The organism is Rhizobium sp. CNPSo 3670 (assembly GCF_057784555.1).
The window spans coordinates 1-15796 of sequence record NZ_JBXSOL010000060.1 but is presented as its reverse complement, the minus strand read 5'-3'; the positions used below and the strand labels follow the sequence as shown (position 1 = coordinate 15796).

The 15796-nt window shown below is 60.8% G+C and carries 22 protein-coding genes; 19 read left to right on the top strand and 3 right to left on the bottom strand.

The window, feature by feature from the left end; translation table 11 throughout:
* The 9 genes from AC13QO_RS29040 to AC13QO_RS29000 all read left to right on the top strand — a co-directional run.
* A partial coding sequence (locus AC13QO_RS29040; protein ID WP_488542646.1) for a GYD domain-containing protein occupies nucleotides 1-198 on the top strand: 198 nt, incomplete at its 5' end.
* A 144-nt stretch (nucleotides 199-342) separates the two neighbouring features.
* Nucleotides 343-1461: a DUF930 domain-containing protein gene (locus AC13QO_RS29035; RefSeq protein WP_285191700.1), complete on the top strand. Its 1119-nt coding sequence runs from the start codon at nucleotides 343-345 to the stop codon at nucleotides 1459-1461.
* Between the two features lie 96 nt (nucleotides 1462-1557).
* On the top strand, nucleotides 1558-1719 hold the full coding sequence (locus AC13QO_RS29030) for a hypothetical protein (protein WP_198175456.1): 162 nt from the start codon (nucleotides 1558-1560) through the stop codon (nucleotides 1717-1719).
* Complete coding sequence (locus AC13QO_RS29025) at nucleotides 1716-2504, top strand: APH(3')-II family aminoglycoside O-phosphotransferase (protein ID WP_285191493.1); 789 nt, start codon at nucleotides 1716-1718, stop codon at nucleotides 2502-2504. Before AC13QO_RS29030 ends, AC13QO_RS29025 begins: the two co-directional genes overlap by 4 nt.
* A gap of 60 nt (nucleotides 2505-2564) precedes the next feature.
* Complete coding sequence (locus AC13QO_RS29020; protein WP_488542645.1) at nucleotides 2565-3359, top strand: AraC family ligand binding domain-containing protein; 795 nt, start codon at nucleotides 2565-2567, stop codon at nucleotides 3357-3359.
* A 187-nt stretch (nucleotides 3360-3546) separates the two neighbouring features.
* Complete coding sequence (locus AC13QO_RS29015; RefSeq protein WP_285191495.1) at nucleotides 3547-4440, top strand: DMT family transporter; 894 nt, start codon at nucleotides 3547-3549, stop codon at nucleotides 4438-4440.
* Nucleotides 4441-4442: 2 nt separating this feature from the next.
* Nucleotides 4443-5141, top strand: coding sequence for a B3/B4 domain-containing protein (locus tag AC13QO_RS29010; RefSeq protein ID WP_285191496.1), 699 nt, complete (start codon nucleotides 4443-4445; stop codon nucleotides 5139-5141).
* A 79-nt stretch (nucleotides 5142-5220) separates the two neighbouring features.
* Nucleotides 5221-5619, top strand: a complete 399-nt coding sequence (locus tag AC13QO_RS29005; protein ID WP_285191497.1) for a DUF427 domain-containing protein — start codon at nucleotides 5221-5223, stop codon at nucleotides 5617-5619.
* 87 nt (nucleotides 5620-5706) lie between these two features.
* Nucleotides 5707-5937 (top strand): DUF6894 family protein, encoded by a 231-nt coding sequence (locus AC13QO_RS29000; RefSeq protein WP_020921849.1) that lies wholly within the window; start codon nucleotides 5707-5709, stop codon nucleotides 5935-5937.
* A gap of 215 nt (nucleotides 5938-6152) precedes the next feature.
* Here AC13QO_RS29000 and AC13QO_RS28995 read toward each other — a convergent pair whose 3' ends face one another.
* Nucleotides 6153-6398, bottom strand: coding sequence for a DUF6894 family protein (locus tag AC13QO_RS28995; RefSeq protein ID WP_085778853.1), 246 nt, complete (start codon nucleotides 6396-6398; stop codon nucleotides 6153-6155).
* 132 nt (nucleotides 6399-6530) lie between these two features.
* On the opposite strand from AC13QO_RS28995, the gene AC13QO_RS28990 reads away from it, so the two are divergent.
* From AC13QO_RS28990 to AC13QO_RS28970, 5 genes are all read left to right on the top strand, one after another.
* Nucleotides 6531-7250 carry a Crp/Fnr family transcriptional regulator gene (locus AC13QO_RS28990; RefSeq protein WP_285191499.1) on the top strand — a complete coding sequence of 240 codons (720 nt, stop codon included), beginning with the start codon at nucleotides 6531-6533 and terminating at the stop codon, nucleotides 7248-7250.
* Nucleotides 7251-7328: 78 nt separating this feature from the next.
* Nucleotides 7329-7928 (top strand): DUF922 domain-containing Zn-dependent protease, encoded by a 600-nt coding sequence (locus AC13QO_RS28985; RefSeq protein ID WP_210630543.1) that lies wholly within the window; start codon nucleotides 7329-7331, stop codon nucleotides 7926-7928.
* A 98-nt stretch (nucleotides 7929-8026) separates the two neighbouring features.
* Nucleotides 8027-8449: a secondary thiamine-phosphate synthase enzyme YjbQ gene (locus AC13QO_RS28980; protein ID WP_488542644.1), complete on the top strand. Its 423-nt coding sequence runs from the start codon at nucleotides 8027-8029 to the stop codon at nucleotides 8447-8449.
* A gap of 224 nt (nucleotides 8450-8673) precedes the next feature.
* On the top strand, nucleotides 8674-8979 hold the full coding sequence (locus tag AC13QO_RS28975) for a hypothetical protein (RefSeq protein WP_488542643.1): 306 nt from the start codon (nucleotides 8674-8676) through the stop codon (nucleotides 8977-8979).
* A 175-nt stretch (nucleotides 8980-9154) separates the two neighbouring features.
* Nucleotides 9155-9499, top strand: coding sequence for a hypothetical protein (locus AC13QO_RS28970; protein ID WP_285191502.1), 345 nt, complete (start codon nucleotides 9155-9157; stop codon nucleotides 9497-9499).
* Between the two features lie 362 nt (nucleotides 9500-9861).
* Here the strand turns inward: AC13QO_RS28970 and AC13QO_RS28965 are convergent, their stop codons facing one another.
* Complete coding sequence (locus tag AC13QO_RS28965; protein WP_488542642.1) at nucleotides 9862-10599, bottom strand: SIMPL domain-containing protein; 738 nt, start codon at nucleotides 10597-10599, stop codon at nucleotides 9862-9864.
* Nucleotides 10600-11019: 420 nt separating this feature from the next.
* Here AC13QO_RS28965 and AC13QO_RS28960 point away from each other — a divergent pair, with 420 nt between their 5' ends.
* A complete protein-coding gene (locus AC13QO_RS28960) occupies nucleotides 11020-11571 on the top strand; it encodes a hypothetical protein (protein ID WP_285191504.1) in 552 nt (183 codons plus the stop codon).
* 157 nt (nucleotides 11572-11728) lie between these two features.
* Here the strand turns inward: AC13QO_RS28960 and AC13QO_RS28955 are convergent, their stop codons facing one another.
* Nucleotides 11729-11872 carry a hypothetical protein gene (locus AC13QO_RS28955; protein WP_168296739.1) on the bottom strand — a complete coding sequence of 48 codons (144 nt, stop codon included), beginning with the start codon at nucleotides 11870-11872 and terminating at the stop codon, nucleotides 11729-11731.
* Between the two features lie 249 nt (nucleotides 11873-12121).
* On the opposite strand from AC13QO_RS28955, the gene AC13QO_RS28950 reads away from it, so the two are divergent.
* From AC13QO_RS28950 to AC13QO_RS28935, 4 genes are all read left to right on the top strand, one after another.
* Complete coding sequence (locus AC13QO_RS28950; protein WP_085778846.1) at nucleotides 12122-12316, top strand: hypothetical protein; 195 nt, start codon at nucleotides 12122-12124, stop codon at nucleotides 12314-12316.
* A 139-nt stretch (nucleotides 12317-12455) separates the two neighbouring features.
* Nucleotides 12456-13082 (top strand): outer membrane protein, encoded by a 627-nt coding sequence (locus AC13QO_RS28945; protein WP_285191505.1) that lies wholly within the window; start codon nucleotides 12456-12458, stop codon nucleotides 13080-13082.
* 146 nt (nucleotides 13083-13228) lie between these two features.
* The gene (locus tag AC13QO_RS28940) at nucleotides 13229-14434 is read left to right on the top strand and encodes a trypsin-like peptidase domain-containing protein (protein WP_285191506.1); all 1206 of its coding nucleotides are present in this window, start codon (nucleotides 13229-13231) and stop codon (nucleotides 14432-14434) included.
* A 383-nt stretch (nucleotides 14435-14817) separates the two neighbouring features.
* Nucleotides 14818-15642 (top strand): hypothetical protein, encoded by an 825-nt coding sequence (locus AC13QO_RS28935; protein ID WP_488542641.1) that lies wholly within the window; start codon nucleotides 14818-14820, stop codon nucleotides 15640-15642.
* Nucleotides 15643-15796: the final 154 nt, after the last annotated feature.

Here is a 15796-nt window from a genome sequence, read left to right as displayed (position 1 = left end):
GGCGACATGGGCGGCTCCTTCAACCAGTTCTTTCTGACGATGGGCGGCCACGACATGGTGGCTGTCTGCGAAGCGCCTGACGATGCCGTCATGGCGCGATTTGGCCTTTCGCTGGCGATGGCCGGCAATGTCCGCACCCAGACACTGAAGGCATTCCCGGAGGCTGCCTATCGAGAGATCATCGGCTCGCTCAGCTAACGCATGCAGAATTTCAGCGCCTCTCCCCATCAAGGGCGCGGACTCGGCCCCGCTCGTGGGTGGCCCGTTGCCCAGGTCCGAGAAGAGAACGGATGGCGCACCGGCCAGCGGATGGCTTCGGCACGATCACGAGGTTTTTTGCTTTTGCGGCTTGATGCTGCCGGCTTTAAAGGCCACATCGCTGCTGTGACAGACGAAGTGGACTTGGCGGAGACGAATCACGAAACGGCAAAACGGCGGCCCGAAATCCGCTGGGGTATCGGTGTGTCCGTGCTTCTGCACGTGCCGGTCGTTGCGCTTCTGATTTTCGGCTTGCCGAAGATCGAACCGAAGCCCCCGGAGGACGAGAGCGTGAAGGTCGAGCTCGTCCCGCCGCCGGAGGAGAAGAAGCCGGAGGAGAAAAAGGCGGAGGAAAAGCCGCCGGAGCCGAAGCCGCCGCAAGAGGCTAAGAAGGAACCTCCGCCGCCACCTCCTCCTCCTGCGAAAGCTGCAGAGCTGGAAGCACGCGGCGCTTCCCGGCCGCAACGTACCGCGCGCCCGGTCTTCGAATTTGCCGAGAAAGATTCAGCGCCGGAACAGAGAGAGCGCGGGATACTCCGAAAGGCAGAAGCACCAAAACCGTCAGTCGTTGGAGTACCCCACGAAGCATCGCCTGTTGAATCGCCGCGACTTGAAAAGCCGGAGATTCCTGAGACTATGTCTGCGGCGAATCCGTTGCCTCAGGACATTGACCTTCCCGAGGTGGAGACTGCTGAGGCCAATCCTGAAAAGAATGGGCCGGCTGCCACGGGACGCGACGAGGCAAAGACGAATTTCGAGCAGGCAAAGCCGCCGATCAATTCAACGGCAGCTATCCCCTTATTGCCACCAGATGCAGAGGCAAAGGAATCGAACAAGCTCACCAAAGCGAAGACCCTGTTTACCGACAACTTTGTCTCAGACCGTACAGTCAAGACGGCGATGAAAAACTTGCCACGTCAAATGCGAGGTGGTGAGCTTTGCTGGACCGAGCTTCGAGAGCAGCTCCTTCATTCATCCGCGGCGTACGATCCTAATGTTATCGAGGTGCCTAAATACAATCTCCCGACCGGAAATATCCTCGCGCTTAAAAGAAGTGCGTTTTACGACGGCAAGGAACTGCACCAATTGGAGTTTAGTTGCGAAGTGAACGACAACGCGACCAAGGTCGTGTCGTTTGAGTTTGGCGTCGGGGACGTCATCCCTAAAAGTGAATGGGCGCGTTATCATTATCCGGGACAATGATAAGCATCATCAGCCGTCGACAACCAGCCACGCGCAAGGAACCTTGTCTAACCTCTCCGCATTGGCCGTGATGGTACGGTGAAGAAGGACAATGATATGTCGAACGAGATCGAGCGTTTGCTTGAGCGCCAGGACGAAGCCGTCAGCGTGCTGTTCCTGGAAAACAAAGGCGACGAGCTGACCGATATCCTGGTGGCGGCGCTCGAAGAGGCGTTCGATATCCTGCTCGAAGCAGCCCCAGCCGAAACAATTCATTGACATCTTTCAAGACATTGCCGGCAGGACCTTTCGGCGCCCGCCTGTCCGGCTACCGGATGGAGCGGGATGCGCTCGGCCGTTCGGCCGCGAGCGTCTTTCGCCTGGAAGGCGAGGGCCTTCCGGCGCTCTATCTGAAGGTCGAGGCGGCGGGGCCGTTCGGCGAACTTGCCGATGAGGCGGCCCGGCTCGCCTGGCTCAAGGCCTCCGGCCTGCCTTGCCCGGAGGTGATCGCCCGTGAAAGCGACGACGAACGTAACTGGCTGCTGCTCAGCGCGCTGCCGGGAACCGATCTCGCCAGTGCTTCGGCGCTGGCGCCCCTGGCGCGCATCGAATTGCTGGCGGAGGCACTGCTCGATCTTCATCGCCTGCCGATCACTTCCTGTCCGTTCGATCACCGCCTGGAAAAGCGCCTGCCGGTAGCCAAGGCGCGCATGGAAGCAGGAATCGTCGATGAGGAGGATTTCGATCCGGCCCGGCTGGGAAAGAGCGCCGCCGAATTGTTCGCTGAGCTCAAGAGCTTAAGGCCGGCCAGCGAGGATCTCGTCGTCACCCATGGCGACGCCTGCCTGCCGAACTTCGTCGCTCTACACGGCCAATTCTCAGGCTATATCGATTGCAGCCGCCTCGGCGTCGCCGACCGCTATCAGGATATCGCGCTCGCCTGCCGCAGCATCGCCGATAATTTCGGCAAGGCGCTGGTGCAGCCATTTCTCCATCGTTACGGCCTTCCGGCGCCCGATCCGGCGAGGCTCAGTTACTATCAGCTGCTCGACGAGTTCTTTTAGACGGTTGCGTCATCAAGGCGCGGCTGGCAGAGTTGCCGGCATCGGACCTGCGGATGTCAAATGCCGAAAAACCAATTCAGGATGCTGCGCTCGGCGCTTCCAGGCGTCGAAGCGGTGGAAGCCGAAACGCCTCACAGCTTCGCCAGGCACACGCATGAGCAGTTCGGCATCGGCCTCGTGTCGTCGGGGGCGCAGAAATCGCTCAGCGGCCGCGGCATGGTGGAGGCGGAGGCTGGCGATATCATCACCGTCAATCCGAATGAGGTGCATGATGGCGCGCCGATCGGCGAGCGCCGATCGTGGCGCATCCTCTATTTCGATCCCGAGATCGTCACCGGCCTCTCACAAGAGATCGGCGCAAGGCGCTCGGAAATCTCCCATCCCGTCATTCGCGATGCGGCGATCGCCAGCCACTTCGGAACGCTGTTTCGCGCGGTGACCGCGAGTGCTGCCGACGGGCTGCTCTGCGAGGAACTGCTTCTGCAACTCGTCGCCGATGTCATGCGGGAAGACGACGGCAGCGAGGCGAGGCCGCCGGTGCCGTCATCCATCCGCGCGGCGCGGGATCTGATCGACGACGATCCTCTTGCCGCCGTCTCGCTCGCCGATCTTTCCCGGGAAAGCGGCCTTAGCCGCTTCCAGCTGCTGCGCGGCTTCGCCAGGGCGACGGGACTGACGCCGCACGCCTATCTCGTCCAGGCCCGCATCCACATCGCCCGGCGGCTGATTGCTCAGGGCACGCCGCTTGCCGAAGCCGCCTTTGCCAGCGGCTTTGCCGACCAGAGCCACATGACGCGCGTCTTCGTGCGCAAATACGGCCTGTCGCCGCGGCTTTATGCCGGGGCATTTCTCTGAGCGGTGGAAGGCTGATTCGTGCTGCCGCAGGCTGCGACCTCTCTCCAGCGTCCGGCTAGACGTGCCCCTCAAGGGGCCTCGAAGGACGGCGCTGGCCGCCTTGCTTCGATTCATACGCCCTGCAATTTCGTTCAAGACCCCGACCGGCCGCTGCTGTTTCTTCGGCGCATCCAATCGGAGGCGCGGAATGTCGAGACAGGTTCAAGGTTATTTCAATCTGGCGCTCGCCATGCTGACGGTCGGCAGCACTGTCATCGCGAGCAAGATCATTGCTTCGGGACTGCCGCCGTTTACCGCCACCGCCTTGCGCTTCGCCCTCGCTCTTCCCGTCTTCTTCCTGCTGATGCGGGCAAGCGGAACCCGGTTGCCGAAGCTCTCCAGGTATGACCGTCTCATCCTCGTCATTCAGGCCGGCGTCGGCAGTGTCGGTTATACGACGCTGCTGATATCGGGCCTCAGCCTGACCTCGGCCGCCGATTCGGGCGTCATTATCGGCACGCTGCCGGTGGTCTCGGCGGCGGTTTCGATCCTGCTGCTGCGAGAACGGCCGGGACGCGCGCTGCTTCTGGCGGTGGCGCTGGCGAGCGCCGGCGTGTTTTCGATCGCCTTCACACCGGAGGCGACCGGCGGTTCGCTTGCCGGAAATCTGCTGATTTTTCTCGCGGTGATCTGCGAGGGCTTGTTCATTCTGTTGAACAAGCGGCTGACCGTCGACATTCCGCCGCTTGCCCAGTCGACGCTGATGACCGGCATCGGCTTCGCCGTCTCGATCGTTCCGGCCATTTTCGAGGCGCCCCTCACGCATGGGTTTTCAGCCAGTGCTGCCGCTGCCGTCGTCTATTATGCTCTGGTGCCGACCGTCGGCGGCTTCCTGCTGTGGTATGCGGGTGCAGAGAGGGTGAGCGGCACGGAAGCCGCGCTCTTCATCGCGCTTGCGCCGGTTTCGGCCGTCATGCTCGCCTTCGTCCTCCTCGGCGAGCCGGTCGGCTTCAACCAGATTGCCGGCATTGCCTGCGTGCTGGCGGCCGTGTCCGGGCTTGCCATTGCAGGAAGCCACAGGAAATTCATCGAAGGGAAATGACCATGCAATTCAGCCATTCCAACGCGATATGGCAGGTTTTTCCGGAGCTTCGCGCCGGCGCGCTTCATGCCGATGGGATTGATGCGGCGGCAGACGTCGAAGAGGCGGTTGCAAGTTTCAGCGCGATCGCCGCGGCCCGGCTCGCTGAAGCCCAGGAAAGCGAATTCCCGGAGATCCAGGCGTGGCGGCGCGGCTTTTCCCGCATGGGCTTGAAGCCGACGCAGTATCGCGCGGCATCCGAGGCGCTTCTGCGTCGCTTCCGCCAGGAGCACGCGCTGCCGCGCCTTCATCCGCTCATCGATCTCTGCAATGCGATTTCGCTCGCCTTTGCCATTCCTGTCGCCGTCTTCGATACGGAAAAAATTGCCGGCGATCTCCAGGTCCGGCATGCAACGGGGCATGAGACCTATCTCACCTTCAGCGGTCAAAGCGAATATCCGGAGCCGGACGAGGTGATCTTCGCGGATGACGAAGGCAGAGCACATGCCCGCCGCTGGACGAACCGGCAGGGCGGCCTGTCAGCGGTGCGGGAGACGACGCGGTCGGTGCTGATCGTCGCCGAGGCGCTGCATGCCGGCGCCGGCGAGGATAGCGCCAGGCTGATCGCGACGCTCGCGGATGCGCTCGCGCGTCACTGGTCGGTGACAGCGGCGACCGCCGCACTCAGTCAGGCATCGCCGCGTTTCGCATTTCAGGTGTAAGGGAAGGAAACGCTCGGGGGGTGGGCCGGCGGCATGCGCGCCCTATCTCAGGGGCATCGTATCTTCTGGAGACGAACCCATGTTGGACAAGTCGATCAAGATTCCGGGGCCGGACCATCCGATCACCGTCGAGCACAATCCCTGTCGCGTCGTCGTCACCATCGCCGGCAGGACGGTTGCCAATAGCCGCAACGCGCTGACGCTGCGCGAGGCTTCCTATCCGCCGGTCCAGTATATCCCTCGCAGGGATGTCGATATGTCGCTGCTTCAGCGCACCGATCACGCCACACATTGCCCCTACAAGGGCGATGCCTCCTATTACAGCATTGCTTTGGGCGGCAAACGCTCCGAGAACGCGGTTTGGACCTACGAAGCCCCGCATGCCGCCGTCAGCAACATCAAAGACCATCTCGCCTTCTATCCCGACCGTGTCGACGCAATCGAGGAAATGGCTTCGCCCGAGGCCGGCGCCTTCTGAGGATCGCCGGACGGCGGGCGCTGAAAATCGTTCGGGCGGAACCTGTCGCCTTCAGCATCGTTAGGGGCATCATCGAAGGAGCATGCTGTGCCGAAATTCCACTTCCAGCTCTTCGATCGCGATGGTGTCGGCACCGAGACCGGATACGAATTCGAGTCCGTCGAGGCTGCCAAGGCAGAGGCGCGAAGGGTCCTCGCGGAAATGGCAGCCGAAGGCCTGCCGACTGCGCCTTTGAACATGCTTTCGGTCGAACTTTTCGACGAAAGCCGCAAACCGCTTGCGGAAATTCGGCTGATTCTGGAAGAGATCGCGAAATAGAAGCGACCGGAACTCCACCGGAGAAATGCCTGTCGACGCTTCCCGGCAATCGCGGAACTATGTCAAATTTAATTGCCGCCCCCCGGGGCGGGGTCTTAATGCATGTCGCCCGGAAGTGTGCGGATGACGACATGCATGAGAGCAAGGAGCTAGAGCGCATCCATCGACCGAGTCGAATTGATGCCTATATGGGACCCGGCGGCAATCAGAGGCCGTCATCGGATGACGTCGAGCCATTCATTGCTGAAGACGAGACTGGCGACTGTGACAGGATCGCCGCGCTCGTCGCGGACGGTAACGGCAATCGTCATGCGGTCACCCGCCGGCAATTCGTCTCGCGCCACGTCCAGCAGGATGCGGGTCACCTCTTTGGGGATGTCTTCACGAGATTTGAGCTCGGTGCCGTGCTCGTCGCGGGTCGGACCTTCCCCGTTGTGTAGATCGAAATAATAGCGAGCCATGTTCTTTCCTGCGCGTCAGAGAGGAAATAACCAATGAAGACAATTGTTCCCGAGGCTGGGCCTTGATTCCTATAGAAAATACAGCTCGCACCGAGACGGCCCCGAGCCCTTGCGATAGCGGGAGACAGGACCGTGATTGAACCCTTGTTGCTGAACCTTGGAAGCCGTGATGTGCTGTCGAACGAGGAGGAAAACCTTCTTCGGTCGATCCTCGTCAAGGACAGGCAATTCGCCGTCGGAGAAGATCTCGTTTCCCAAGGCAGCCGGCCGCCCTTCAGCACGCTGCTGCTCGATGGGTTCGCGGCGCGCTACAAGGTGATGGCGGACGGCAGTCGGCAGATCACCGCACTTCATGTTGCCGGCGACTTTGTCGACCTCCATGCTTTTCCCGTCAAGGTAATGGATCATGGCATCGTTGCGCTGTCACCCTGCCACGTCGCTTTGGCCGATCATGCCGACTTGAGGGCGATCACCGAGCGCATGCCGCATTTGACGCGGCTGCTTTGGCTCGACACGCTGGTCGACGGCGCTATTCACCGGGAATGGATCGTCGCCATGGGGCGGCGCTCCAAACGCGCTCAGATCGCCCATCTCGTCTGCGAACTCTTCATGCGGCTGAAGGTCGTCAGGCGCACCCGGGGTGAAAGCTTTCAGTTTCCGCTGACGCAGATCGAGATGGCGGACGTGCTCGGCATATCGGTGGTCCACCTCAACAAGACGCTGCAGGCGCTCAGGCGCGAGGGCGTCTTCACCTGGGAGAACCGAACGATCACCATCGTCGATTGGGAACGCCTGCAGGAGATCGCCGAATTCGACCCCGCTTATCTCAGCATCTCCAGCGAGCCGCGCTGATATCTGCCGCATCGCATGCGCGTTGAAAGGGAGGAACGGCGCCGTTAGGGTGGCGGGAATCACTTGACGGGACGATGCGTGACGAAGACTTTTCTACCCTACCTATTGGCGGCAGTTTTCGCCGCATTACCGGCCGCGGCGCAGAGCGAATGGCAGGCGATCGAGGAGGTGCGGCCCTATTCGATTTCAGGCAAGACCGGCGCCGAACTTTATCAATCGATCGGGGCACAAGGCCCCAAGGCCGGCGTCACCGGCCGGGTCATCGCGCATACGACGTTCAAGCTCACCTGGACCCGCAAATACGAGCCGCAGGGCAATGCCTGCGCCATCGTCACCAATCGGCCGAAGCTCATCATCACCTACACACTGCCGCAGCCCTCGGCCGGGCTGCCGCCAGCCGTCAAGAGCAGCTGGGATGGCTTCATTTCAGGCGTTGCCGCGCATGAGCGAGTGCACGGCGAAACCATCAAGGACATGGTTAGGGAAATCGAGGCGATGAGCGTCGGCTTTACCGTTGCCGACGACCCCGACTGCAAGAAGATCAGGGTCGAGCTGACCCGGCGCCTCGGCGAGATTTCCGCAAAGCAGCGCCAGCGCGGCCGCGACTTCGACAAGGTCGAAATGGGCGACGGCGGCAACATCCAGCAGCTCATCCTCAAGCTCGTGAATGGGCCTTAACCGATGGCGGGCATCGATCTGCCGATTCGTGGGCCATTGACTTGGCCGTCACGGCGCGCCAACTCGCGGGCAATGTCATTGCGAGACGGAGACCGCCCGTGCCCCAGACTATTCTCACCCTGTCCACACGCAGCCAGGGACTTTACGAATTCACCGATCAGGCGGAGGCCTTCGTCAGCGCCGCGGGACGGGAGGAGGGGCTTCTCACTGTCTTCGTGCGCCACACATCCTGTTCACTGCTGATCCAGGAAAATGCCGATCCCGACGTGCGCACCGATCTTCTCGCCTTCTTCCGTCGGCTCGTGCCGCCGGCCTCCGACCCATCGATGGGCTGGATCGTGCACAGGGCCGAGGGGCCGGACGACATGCCGGCGCATATCAAAGCGGCGCTGACGCAGGTGTCGATCGGCATTCCGGTCGCCAGGGGACGCTTGACGCTCGGCACCTGGCAGGGACTCTATCTCTTCGAACACCGCGACCGGCCGCACCGGCGCGAAGTTGTGCTGCATCTCGGGGGCTGAGAGCGCCGCGCGCTCCTGCGTGGCTATGGCACATCGATCAACCCACCAGTCACACGGCACGCGATCAGCCCCTCAGCCGATCGAAAGAAGAGCCGTCAAAAACCGCTCATCTTCTTGTGAATGCAAACTGAATGGCCGGTTCGAACAGCATTCAGCTTGCCGCATTTAGTGTCGAGGCAATCCCTGAAGGGAGAGCTTAAAAGACCAATCGACGGAGACACTCCATGACGCATTTCCTCACCAAGGCTTGCCTTGCCGCAGTGCTCGCCCTCTCATCCGTTCCGGCCACTGTTTCCACGGCGGCAGCCGCGGGGCCCCAGACGAACTTCATCGTCGGGGCGCAATATCATCGTCCAATCCGCGGCTGCTCGCCGATGCACGCCGTGAACAAGGCGCGCGATTTCGGCCTGCGCAGAGCCCACATCACCCGCATGTCGCCGCGTGTCGTCGTCGTCGCCGGGCGCGACCGTCGCGGCTGGGACAGGATGGTCTTCGCCAATGTCCGCGGCTGCCCGCTGATCCGGCGCTGAACACCGGAACGGCAAGCGCCGACATGCGCTTGCCGCCCCTTTTGCCTTGACGGCGACACTTTCAGCCGTCTCTTCTCCGATTTGTATAAGTGATTCCACTGACGCTTCGGCGTGATGCGGAGAGTGGGGAGGGCGGCTCGACCGCACCGACGACTATAGAACGAAAGGTTTTTCGATGATGCAGTTTCTGGCAAAGGCGGGTCTTGCCGCTATGCTGATCGCCGGCACTCTTGCCGGCACGGTGGTCCCGGCGGCCGCCCAGTTTAGTATCATTATCGGCGATCAGGATCGTGATCCGCCGCGCGATTATCGCCGTCCGCCTCCGCCGCCGGGCTTCGGCCGGCGTCCGCGCGGCTGCGACCCGCGTCTGGCGGAAGATCTCGCCCGCGATTGGGGCTTCCGCCGCCCGCGCGTCGTCGACATCACCCCGCGCCGCGTCATCGTTCAGGGCTGGACCCGCCGCGGCCCTGATGAAATGAGCTTCGCCAACGTCCGCGGCTGCCCCGCTTTGCGCCGCTGATTGTCCTGCGCCCGTCTCGCTGAACCGGCACGGCGTTTCTTTGTGAGATTCCAAAGCCGCGCGCCTGGAAGGGCGCGCGGCGTTCAGTTTAGAGGCAGGAGCTCCGTTTCCTGGGCCTTGTGCCGCGGCTGTCCTGTCGATGAAAATAACGAGATCAGCCCTTATCCGCCTGCCGGCACCTCTCCCCGCTCCGGCGGGGCGAAGGGGATATCTCGCTAGCTCTCTGTTCCCCGCTGAGCTCTCGTAGGGCACGTCCCCTCTCCCCGTCAGAACGGGGAGAGGGTTAGGGTGAGGGGCATCGGCGCTAGCAGGCGGCCGCCAGCAGTCAGCACACGGCGTCAAAAGACGCGCCGCGCTTCCGTTTACTGCTCGATGGCGAAGGTTACGGTGACGCTGACAGTGTAATTGTTCTCGCCGCCCTGGACGGGAACGGCAGCGTCGGCTTCCTTCATCATCGTGGCGCGATAAACGGGCTGCGGCAGCGGGCGCGGCTCATTCTCGTTGATTTCGATGATGCGGCCGAGCTTGACGCCGGCGGCTTCGCTCAGCGTTTTCGCCTTCTTGACGGCTTCGGCGACGGCGTTCTTGCGCGCCTCTTCGAGCGCCGCATCCGGCTTGTCGTTGGTAAACTGGATGTCGCCGCCCTGGTTGATGCCGAGTGTCACCGATTGGTCGATCACCTGGCCGAGCTTGGAAAGATCGCGCAGGCGCACAGTGACCGAATTGATAGTCTGGTAGCCGATCAGCTGCGGCTGCTGCTGCTGGCCATCGACCGGCTGCGGATAATTAAACTGCGGCTGGATGGAGAAGCCCGAGGTCTGCAGGTCGCGCTCGGCGATGCCGCCGTCCTTCAGCGCCTTCAGCACGTCATTCATCGCCTTGTTGTTCTCGTCGAGCGCTTCACGGGCGGTCTTCGCCTGCTTGACGACGGCGAGATTGACGACGGCCATATCGGGCGCCAAGGACGATTCGCCATCGCCCGTCACCGAAATCACCGCCTCACGCGGCTTTGTTTCCTGCGCCAATACAGGCGCGGCACTGCCGAGCGGCAGGGCCAGAAGGGCAGTCAACACAAGTGTCTTGGACAGAATCGGCGCCATGTTTCATTCCCTAGTTGTCGTTTCCCGATGAGCTTTCTGTCGGTTGATTGTGAAGCTATTGCGGCGGAAGGGAAGGGGGCGGTGACGGATCGGGAGAAAAATGTGAGCGTGGGAGGAGTAGGCGTTCCGTGGCCGCCCGCTCTGGCCGGCCATCTACCCCACAAGCGGGGCTGGGTGCGATCGCCCGCCAAACGATCAGCGTTCAGCCCGGCGAAACGCTGGAGAGACGCGAAGATTTCGCCACTAGTGATCTCCCCACCTGTGGGGGGATGCCCGGCAGGGCAAAGGGGCGTGGCACGGAAGGCCTACATTCCTGCATCTTCCAACGCTCACCTTCCCAAATCCCGCAAAGCTGCTAGCAATGACGGCGGGTTAAGCAACAGGGGCTTCCGGACACGCCATGTCCGGCAAGGGGGCAGCATGCGCTTTATGACAATTCTTTCGATCGGCCTCGCCATCTGTTTGACGGGCTGCAGCCAAGTGGCAGAAAAGGCCGAAAACGCCGCCAACCGCTCATACACCAGCTATGCGCTGGGCAAACCCTATATGGAGGTCGCCAATCTCGGTCAATCGCCGATGGCGCGGCTCTCCGGCTCCGAAGCAACCTTCGGACCGATGATCGGCGCAACACCGTTGAAGAACGGCATGACGATCTACCGACATATGGCGCCCGCCGCCAGGACCGAGACCGGCACGAACTTCGTCGGCCTGGTCGGCAGCTCCACGATTTCCGAGAATAACCGGCTTTCCTATTTCCTGGTCGGCGCCGACGGGATCGTCAAGGATTGGGCCACGGGCTCGGTGCAGGGCAGCGCCAGCGACTGCGTGCAATATATCGGCGGCATCATCAACCGCTGCAACGATATGCGCCAGCTCCAGGCTTCGCTGGCACTCTACGACGCCAGGGTGGCGACCAAGGCCGGTCAACCCATTTCCAGCTGGGGCGAACCGTCTGCACCTGCGATCAACTGAGAATGCGCGGCAGCCCAGGCGAGGTCTTGTACCTCACCCGGCGGCCGGGACATTGGGCGGCTGACGCTGTCGCGCAGATCTGTGAAATGGTCTTGGGATAAAATCCTGCAAGACCAGAGGCCGAAGCCCGGGAGCGGATCGAAGGACCCGCCGCGCCTCAGGCGCCGAAATCATCCATGAAGGAGGGATGGATCGCGGGCTTACGCTCTTCGCGGGCTTCGCGAATGCGCTGGGGAACCGCACCGAGACCGGCAACAAAACGGGTCAGGAGATTGCGATTGAAAAGTTTCTGTAGGCTCATGGCAGTTCACTCATTCTTTTTTTTGTTAGCTGGCGGCATATATTTTGCGCAGGCTGCCTTAACAACGGGCAATTTTGCATGACAGTTATGTGACAGCGCATGGTCATGAAAAAGCGGGTAGAAAAGCGATCACTTTAGCGTGACAAGAACCCGCCGGAGGCAGTCGATTGCCGCAGATCAATGCTCTCTGCACCGCGGCGTGTAAATTGTACGGTTTGGGTGGAAGCCATGCCCCGAGGAGAAGCTCAGATGAACCGATTTTTCGCATTGATCGCGACCGGAACGCTGATCAGCCTTGCCACGCTCATTTCGGCCTGCACATCATCAGGATACATCGACCAGACTTCGTCGATCGACGGCGGTTACTACTACGAGAGTCAGCCGCTCAACCCGGCCTGCGGTGGTGGGTTCAGGCCAAGCGATGGGCGTTCGTGCAGTTATTAGAGGGTGCGATACTTGCCATGATGGCTTCGGCGGATATGTTCTCTACCGTGCAGTTATGCGAGTGTGTCTTTGGCGTTACAGCTATTTGTTGAACGAGGCTGTATCCTCCAGTTGTGTTGCAAGACATGGGGTCACGAACATGAAGCTCACGATCGCCACCACTTTTCTAGCACTCGTCGCAACGAGCGCCTTTGCAGCGGATGCAGTGCAGGACGTCCCAGTCGCCCCTGTTGCGGCTGCGCCAGTTTTCACCTGGTCAGGCCCGTATCTCGGCATCGATGGCGGCGCCAGTTGGCTAAACGGTGACTTCAGCGCCGGCGGCGCCAGCGATTCCCAGGATTTCAACGGCGGCGTCTTCGGTGCATTTGCGGGTTACAATTTCCAGTTCGACAACAACATCGTTGTCGGCATCGAGGGCAACCTCGAATACAACTGGAACGAAGAGGAAGCGCTGGGGGCGGATGTCGGCACCGATTGGGCCGGCGCTGTTCGTGGTCGTGTCGGCTACGCCTTTGACAGAGCGCTGCTTTATGGCGCGGCTGGCTGGACCGCTACGCGTGGATACGTTGACCTGCCGGGGTTAGACAAGGAAACGGAGACCTTCAACGGCTACACCGTCGGCGCGGGCGTCGACTTTGCCATCACCAACAACATCTTCGCCCGCGGGGAGTATCGGTATAATGACTTCGGCGAGAAAGACATTCTCGGTGTCGATGTCGATCTCAACCAGCACGAACTCAAGTTCGGCATCGGCGTGAAGTTCTAGGCACTGTCGGTTGGTCGGTGAAAAGAAGCCCCGCCAGGATAGCGGGGCTTTTGCGTTTCATGGCAATGCCATTAAGCCTGCCTGCAAGAGATGGTTGAAATGCGCTCGCTCAAGGGTCTAATCTCCAGACAACTGGGGATATACTAATGACAACCGTGCGCCGCTCAATCTTGAGCGCCTTCTTTTCCGCTGCCCTTGCTCCCATATGTCTTGCCGACGGTCCGACGTCGTCAGGTACCGGCTTCGCAGTAACCACGGATGGCTGGCTGCTGACCAATGCGCATGTCGTGCAGGCATGCAAGCGCATCGAAATAAAGGGCAGGGGTGACGCCGCCGACCCCCGGATTGATGCCACCAACGATCTAGCTCTGGTGAGGGTCGACGCGGCGAAGCCGTTGCAACCACTTGTCTTTCGTCGTGCGCCGACGCGGCTCGGCGAAGATATTCTAGCCATAGGCTTCCCGCTGGCAACGCTGCTGTCGGATTCGGTTAAGGTCACCACAGGCAATGTCAACGCGCTTGCGGGGCTTCGAAACGACACCCGATACATCCAAATTTCGACACCGATCCAGCCTGGCAATTCCGGCGGACCGGTCGTCGACCGCGATGGCTTTCTTATGGGCATCACCAGTGCGACGTTGTCGAAAGGCATTGCAGACGAAATCGGCATCACGGCACAGAACGTGAACTTCGCTATCCGCGCCTCGGTTGCGGATCTCTTCCTGCAGTCTCAGGGCATCGCTGGGCAATCCGGCGACAGGGCGGCAGACCAGCAGCCGCTGTCGACAGCCGACCTAGCGGACAAAATCACCCCTTCGGTGTTCCAAATTCTCTGCTACGGCGAGAAAGAGGAACAGGTGTCAGCCACCATGCCAAGCGCGGCGACCAATCTGCCCGCACAGCCAACGACTTCATTCATCGATGCTCGAGGCTACGACGCGATCGGCTTCGATTACCGCGCCGTCAAGGACGTCACTTATGCGGGGTGCCACGAGATTTGTGAAGGCGACAGCCAGTGTAAGGCGATTACCTACAACACCAAGCACGGCGTTTGCTTTCTAAAGGATAACGTCGTGGCCCTGATACGCAATGCGGATGCAGTCGCCGCTTATGCATCGTCGAAGTCAGCCGATGTGATCGTATCAGATTTCACCAGCTATTCTGGCATGGATCTTCCCGGCGGTGACTACAAGCGCCTACGAGGCAGCAACTATTTGCAGTGTTTCACCGCTTGTATCAGCGACAACGCTTGCAAGGCATTCTCCTATGTTCCCAAAAAGTCCGAATGTTGGCTCAAGAACACAATCGGTCGGCCCAAGGCGACTAAAGGTGTGGAGTTAGGGGTTAAGTAAACGAAGGCACCTCATCCAGCACACACACCTCCGAGCCTGTTCGGCGCGAAGTTCTCACTTAAGCCATCGGCGAGGGCAAGAATATGGTGGGCCCGGAGGGCCTGCGTCCGTTCAATAAGTTCAAGTGCATCGCCGGAACTGAGACACTTTCGGTTCGCAAGCAAAAACAATGTCTACCAAGTGACAGTGTCTCACTAACTCCATCTCGCGACACACCGCACCGACACGTTATAGACGATGCAAGTCGGTGGATCGCCGCTCAAGCGTCGGTCGTGAGGGGCGTGTCAATTCCCCTGGTGTGTAGCCGCTTTGATTTGACGATGCTCGAAGCAATCGAGGCGCTGCAACGATCTCATGCCGTGCCATGTGGAAGGTGAGCTCCGATGACGAAGCCTTCCCAGAAAGACATGTTCTTTGCACTTAGGGCGCTTAGCATCATGGAAGGATGGACCCGCAACGAAAGCCGGGTCGCTGGCGCACTCCTTGCGCACTTCAACCACACGACGGGCGAATGTGACCCGAGCGTTGATCGTCTCGTGCGTCTATTAGGCCTAGGTCGCGCTACAGTCTTGGCTGCAACGGCCCGTCTGTCGGACGGACCGGATCGCTTATTTGACAAAGATAGCCACGGGGGCCATTCGAACCGTGCGCAGTATACGCCACGATGGATACGCTTTCGTCAAATCGTCGAAGCCTTCGATGCCAAATTCATGTCGCTAAAGTCGCGGCCAAAGGTCCGAGAATTTAGACCTTCAACGTCCGAAAACCTGGACGTTGAACATCCGAAAACTCAGACACAAACCCATAGTATTAACCCATTGAATGAACCCCTCTTAGCCACGGACGGCGCTGGTGGCAACGACGCGACGTCACGGCCGCATGGGATGGACAAGAAGAGCCCAGAAGGCCAGCCCAAGCGCGGTCAAGGGAATGGGAAGGGATCGGGCTGGCATATCGATCACTTGACACGAAGTCGGCCGCTACGACGCCACCAAATATCACACAGCCAGGCAGCGGACGCCGCAGCAGAACGGCGCTGGTATGCGGACCTGCATGCACTAGGCCCTGAGTTTGAGGCCGACGCGATTGAAAGGCTGACCCAGGAAACTGTGACCGCGGTGACGGCTGCCGAGCGGCATCAGCGAGGCGCTGGCATTCGCGTCATCCATGAGGCGCTGTGGATGCGGCCGGGCGCCAGACTATCTTGAATTGTATCGCTGCCTCGGGGTGGCGCGGGTCCTTCCCGAGCGTCGGCTGAAAGCGGGAGGGGCGGCAGCGCAGCGGCCGTGACTATATGCGCAATTCCTCAACTAACTTCTTTCATGATGGTTGTTGAACGATGAACAAGCTTCGCGTTTCGAG

What these genes read in the sequence shown, in the direction of transcription:
- AC13QO_RS28950 (WP_085778846.1), top strand. Translation starts at nt 12,122, where the DNA reads ATGAACCGATTTTTCGCATTGATCGCGACCGGAACGCTGATCAGCCTT.
- AC13QO_RS29020 (WP_488542645.1), top strand. Translation starts at nt 2,565, where the DNA reads ATGCCGAAAAACCAATTCAGGATGCTGCGCTCGGCGCTTCCAGGCGTC.
- AC13QO_RS28960 (WP_285191504.1), top strand. Translation starts at nt 11,020, where the DNA reads ATGCGCTTTATGACAATTCTTTCGATCGGCCTCGCCATCTGTTTGACG.
- AC13QO_RS29015 (WP_285191495.1), top strand. Translation starts at nt 3,547, where the DNA reads ATGTCGAGACAGGTTCAAGGTTATTTCAATCTGGCGCTCGCCATGCTG.
- AC13QO_RS28955 (WP_168296739.1), bottom strand. Translation starts at nt 11,872, where the DNA reads ATGAGCCTACAGAAACTTTTCAATCGCAATCTCCTGACCCGTTTTGTT.
- AC13QO_RS28970 (WP_285191502.1), top strand. Translation starts at nt 9,155, where the DNA reads ATGATGCAGTTTCTGGCAAAGGCGGGTCTTGCCGCTATGCTGATCGCC.
- AC13QO_RS29010 (WP_285191496.1), top strand. Translation starts at nt 4,443, where the DNA reads ATGCAATTCAGCCATTCCAACGCGATATGGCAGGTTTTTCCGGAGCTT.
- AC13QO_RS28975 (WP_488542643.1), top strand. Translation starts at nt 8,674, where the DNA reads ATGACGCATTTCCTCACCAAGGCTTGCCTTGCCGCAGTGCTCGCCCTC.
- AC13QO_RS28940 (WP_285191506.1), top strand. Translation starts at nt 13,229, where the DNA reads ATGACAACCGTGCGCCGCTCAATCTTGAGCGCCTTCTTTTCCGCTGCC.
- AC13QO_RS28935 (WP_488542641.1), top strand. Translation starts at nt 14,818, where the DNA reads ATGACGAAGCCTTCCCAGAAAGACATGTTCTTTGCACTTAGGGCGCTT.
- AC13QO_RS29005 (WP_285191497.1), top strand. Translation starts at nt 5,221, where the DNA reads ATGTTGGACAAGTCGATCAAGATTCCGGGGCCGGACCATCCGATCACC.
- AC13QO_RS28945 (WP_285191505.1), top strand. Translation starts at nt 12,456, where the DNA reads ATGAAGCTCACGATCGCCACCACTTTTCTAGCACTCGTCGCAACGAGC.
- AC13QO_RS28965 (WP_488542642.1), bottom strand. Translation starts at nt 10,599, where the DNA reads ATGGCGCCGATTCTGTCCAAGACACTTGTGTTGACTGCCCTTCTGGCC.
- AC13QO_RS29030 (WP_198175456.1), top strand. Translation starts at nt 1,558, where the DNA reads ATGTCGAACGAGATCGAGCGTTTGCTTGAGCGCCAGGACGAAGCCGTC.
- AC13QO_RS28995 (WP_085778853.1), bottom strand. Translation starts at nt 6,398, where the DNA reads ATGGCTCGCTATTATTTCGATCTACACAACGGGGAAGGTCCGACCCGC.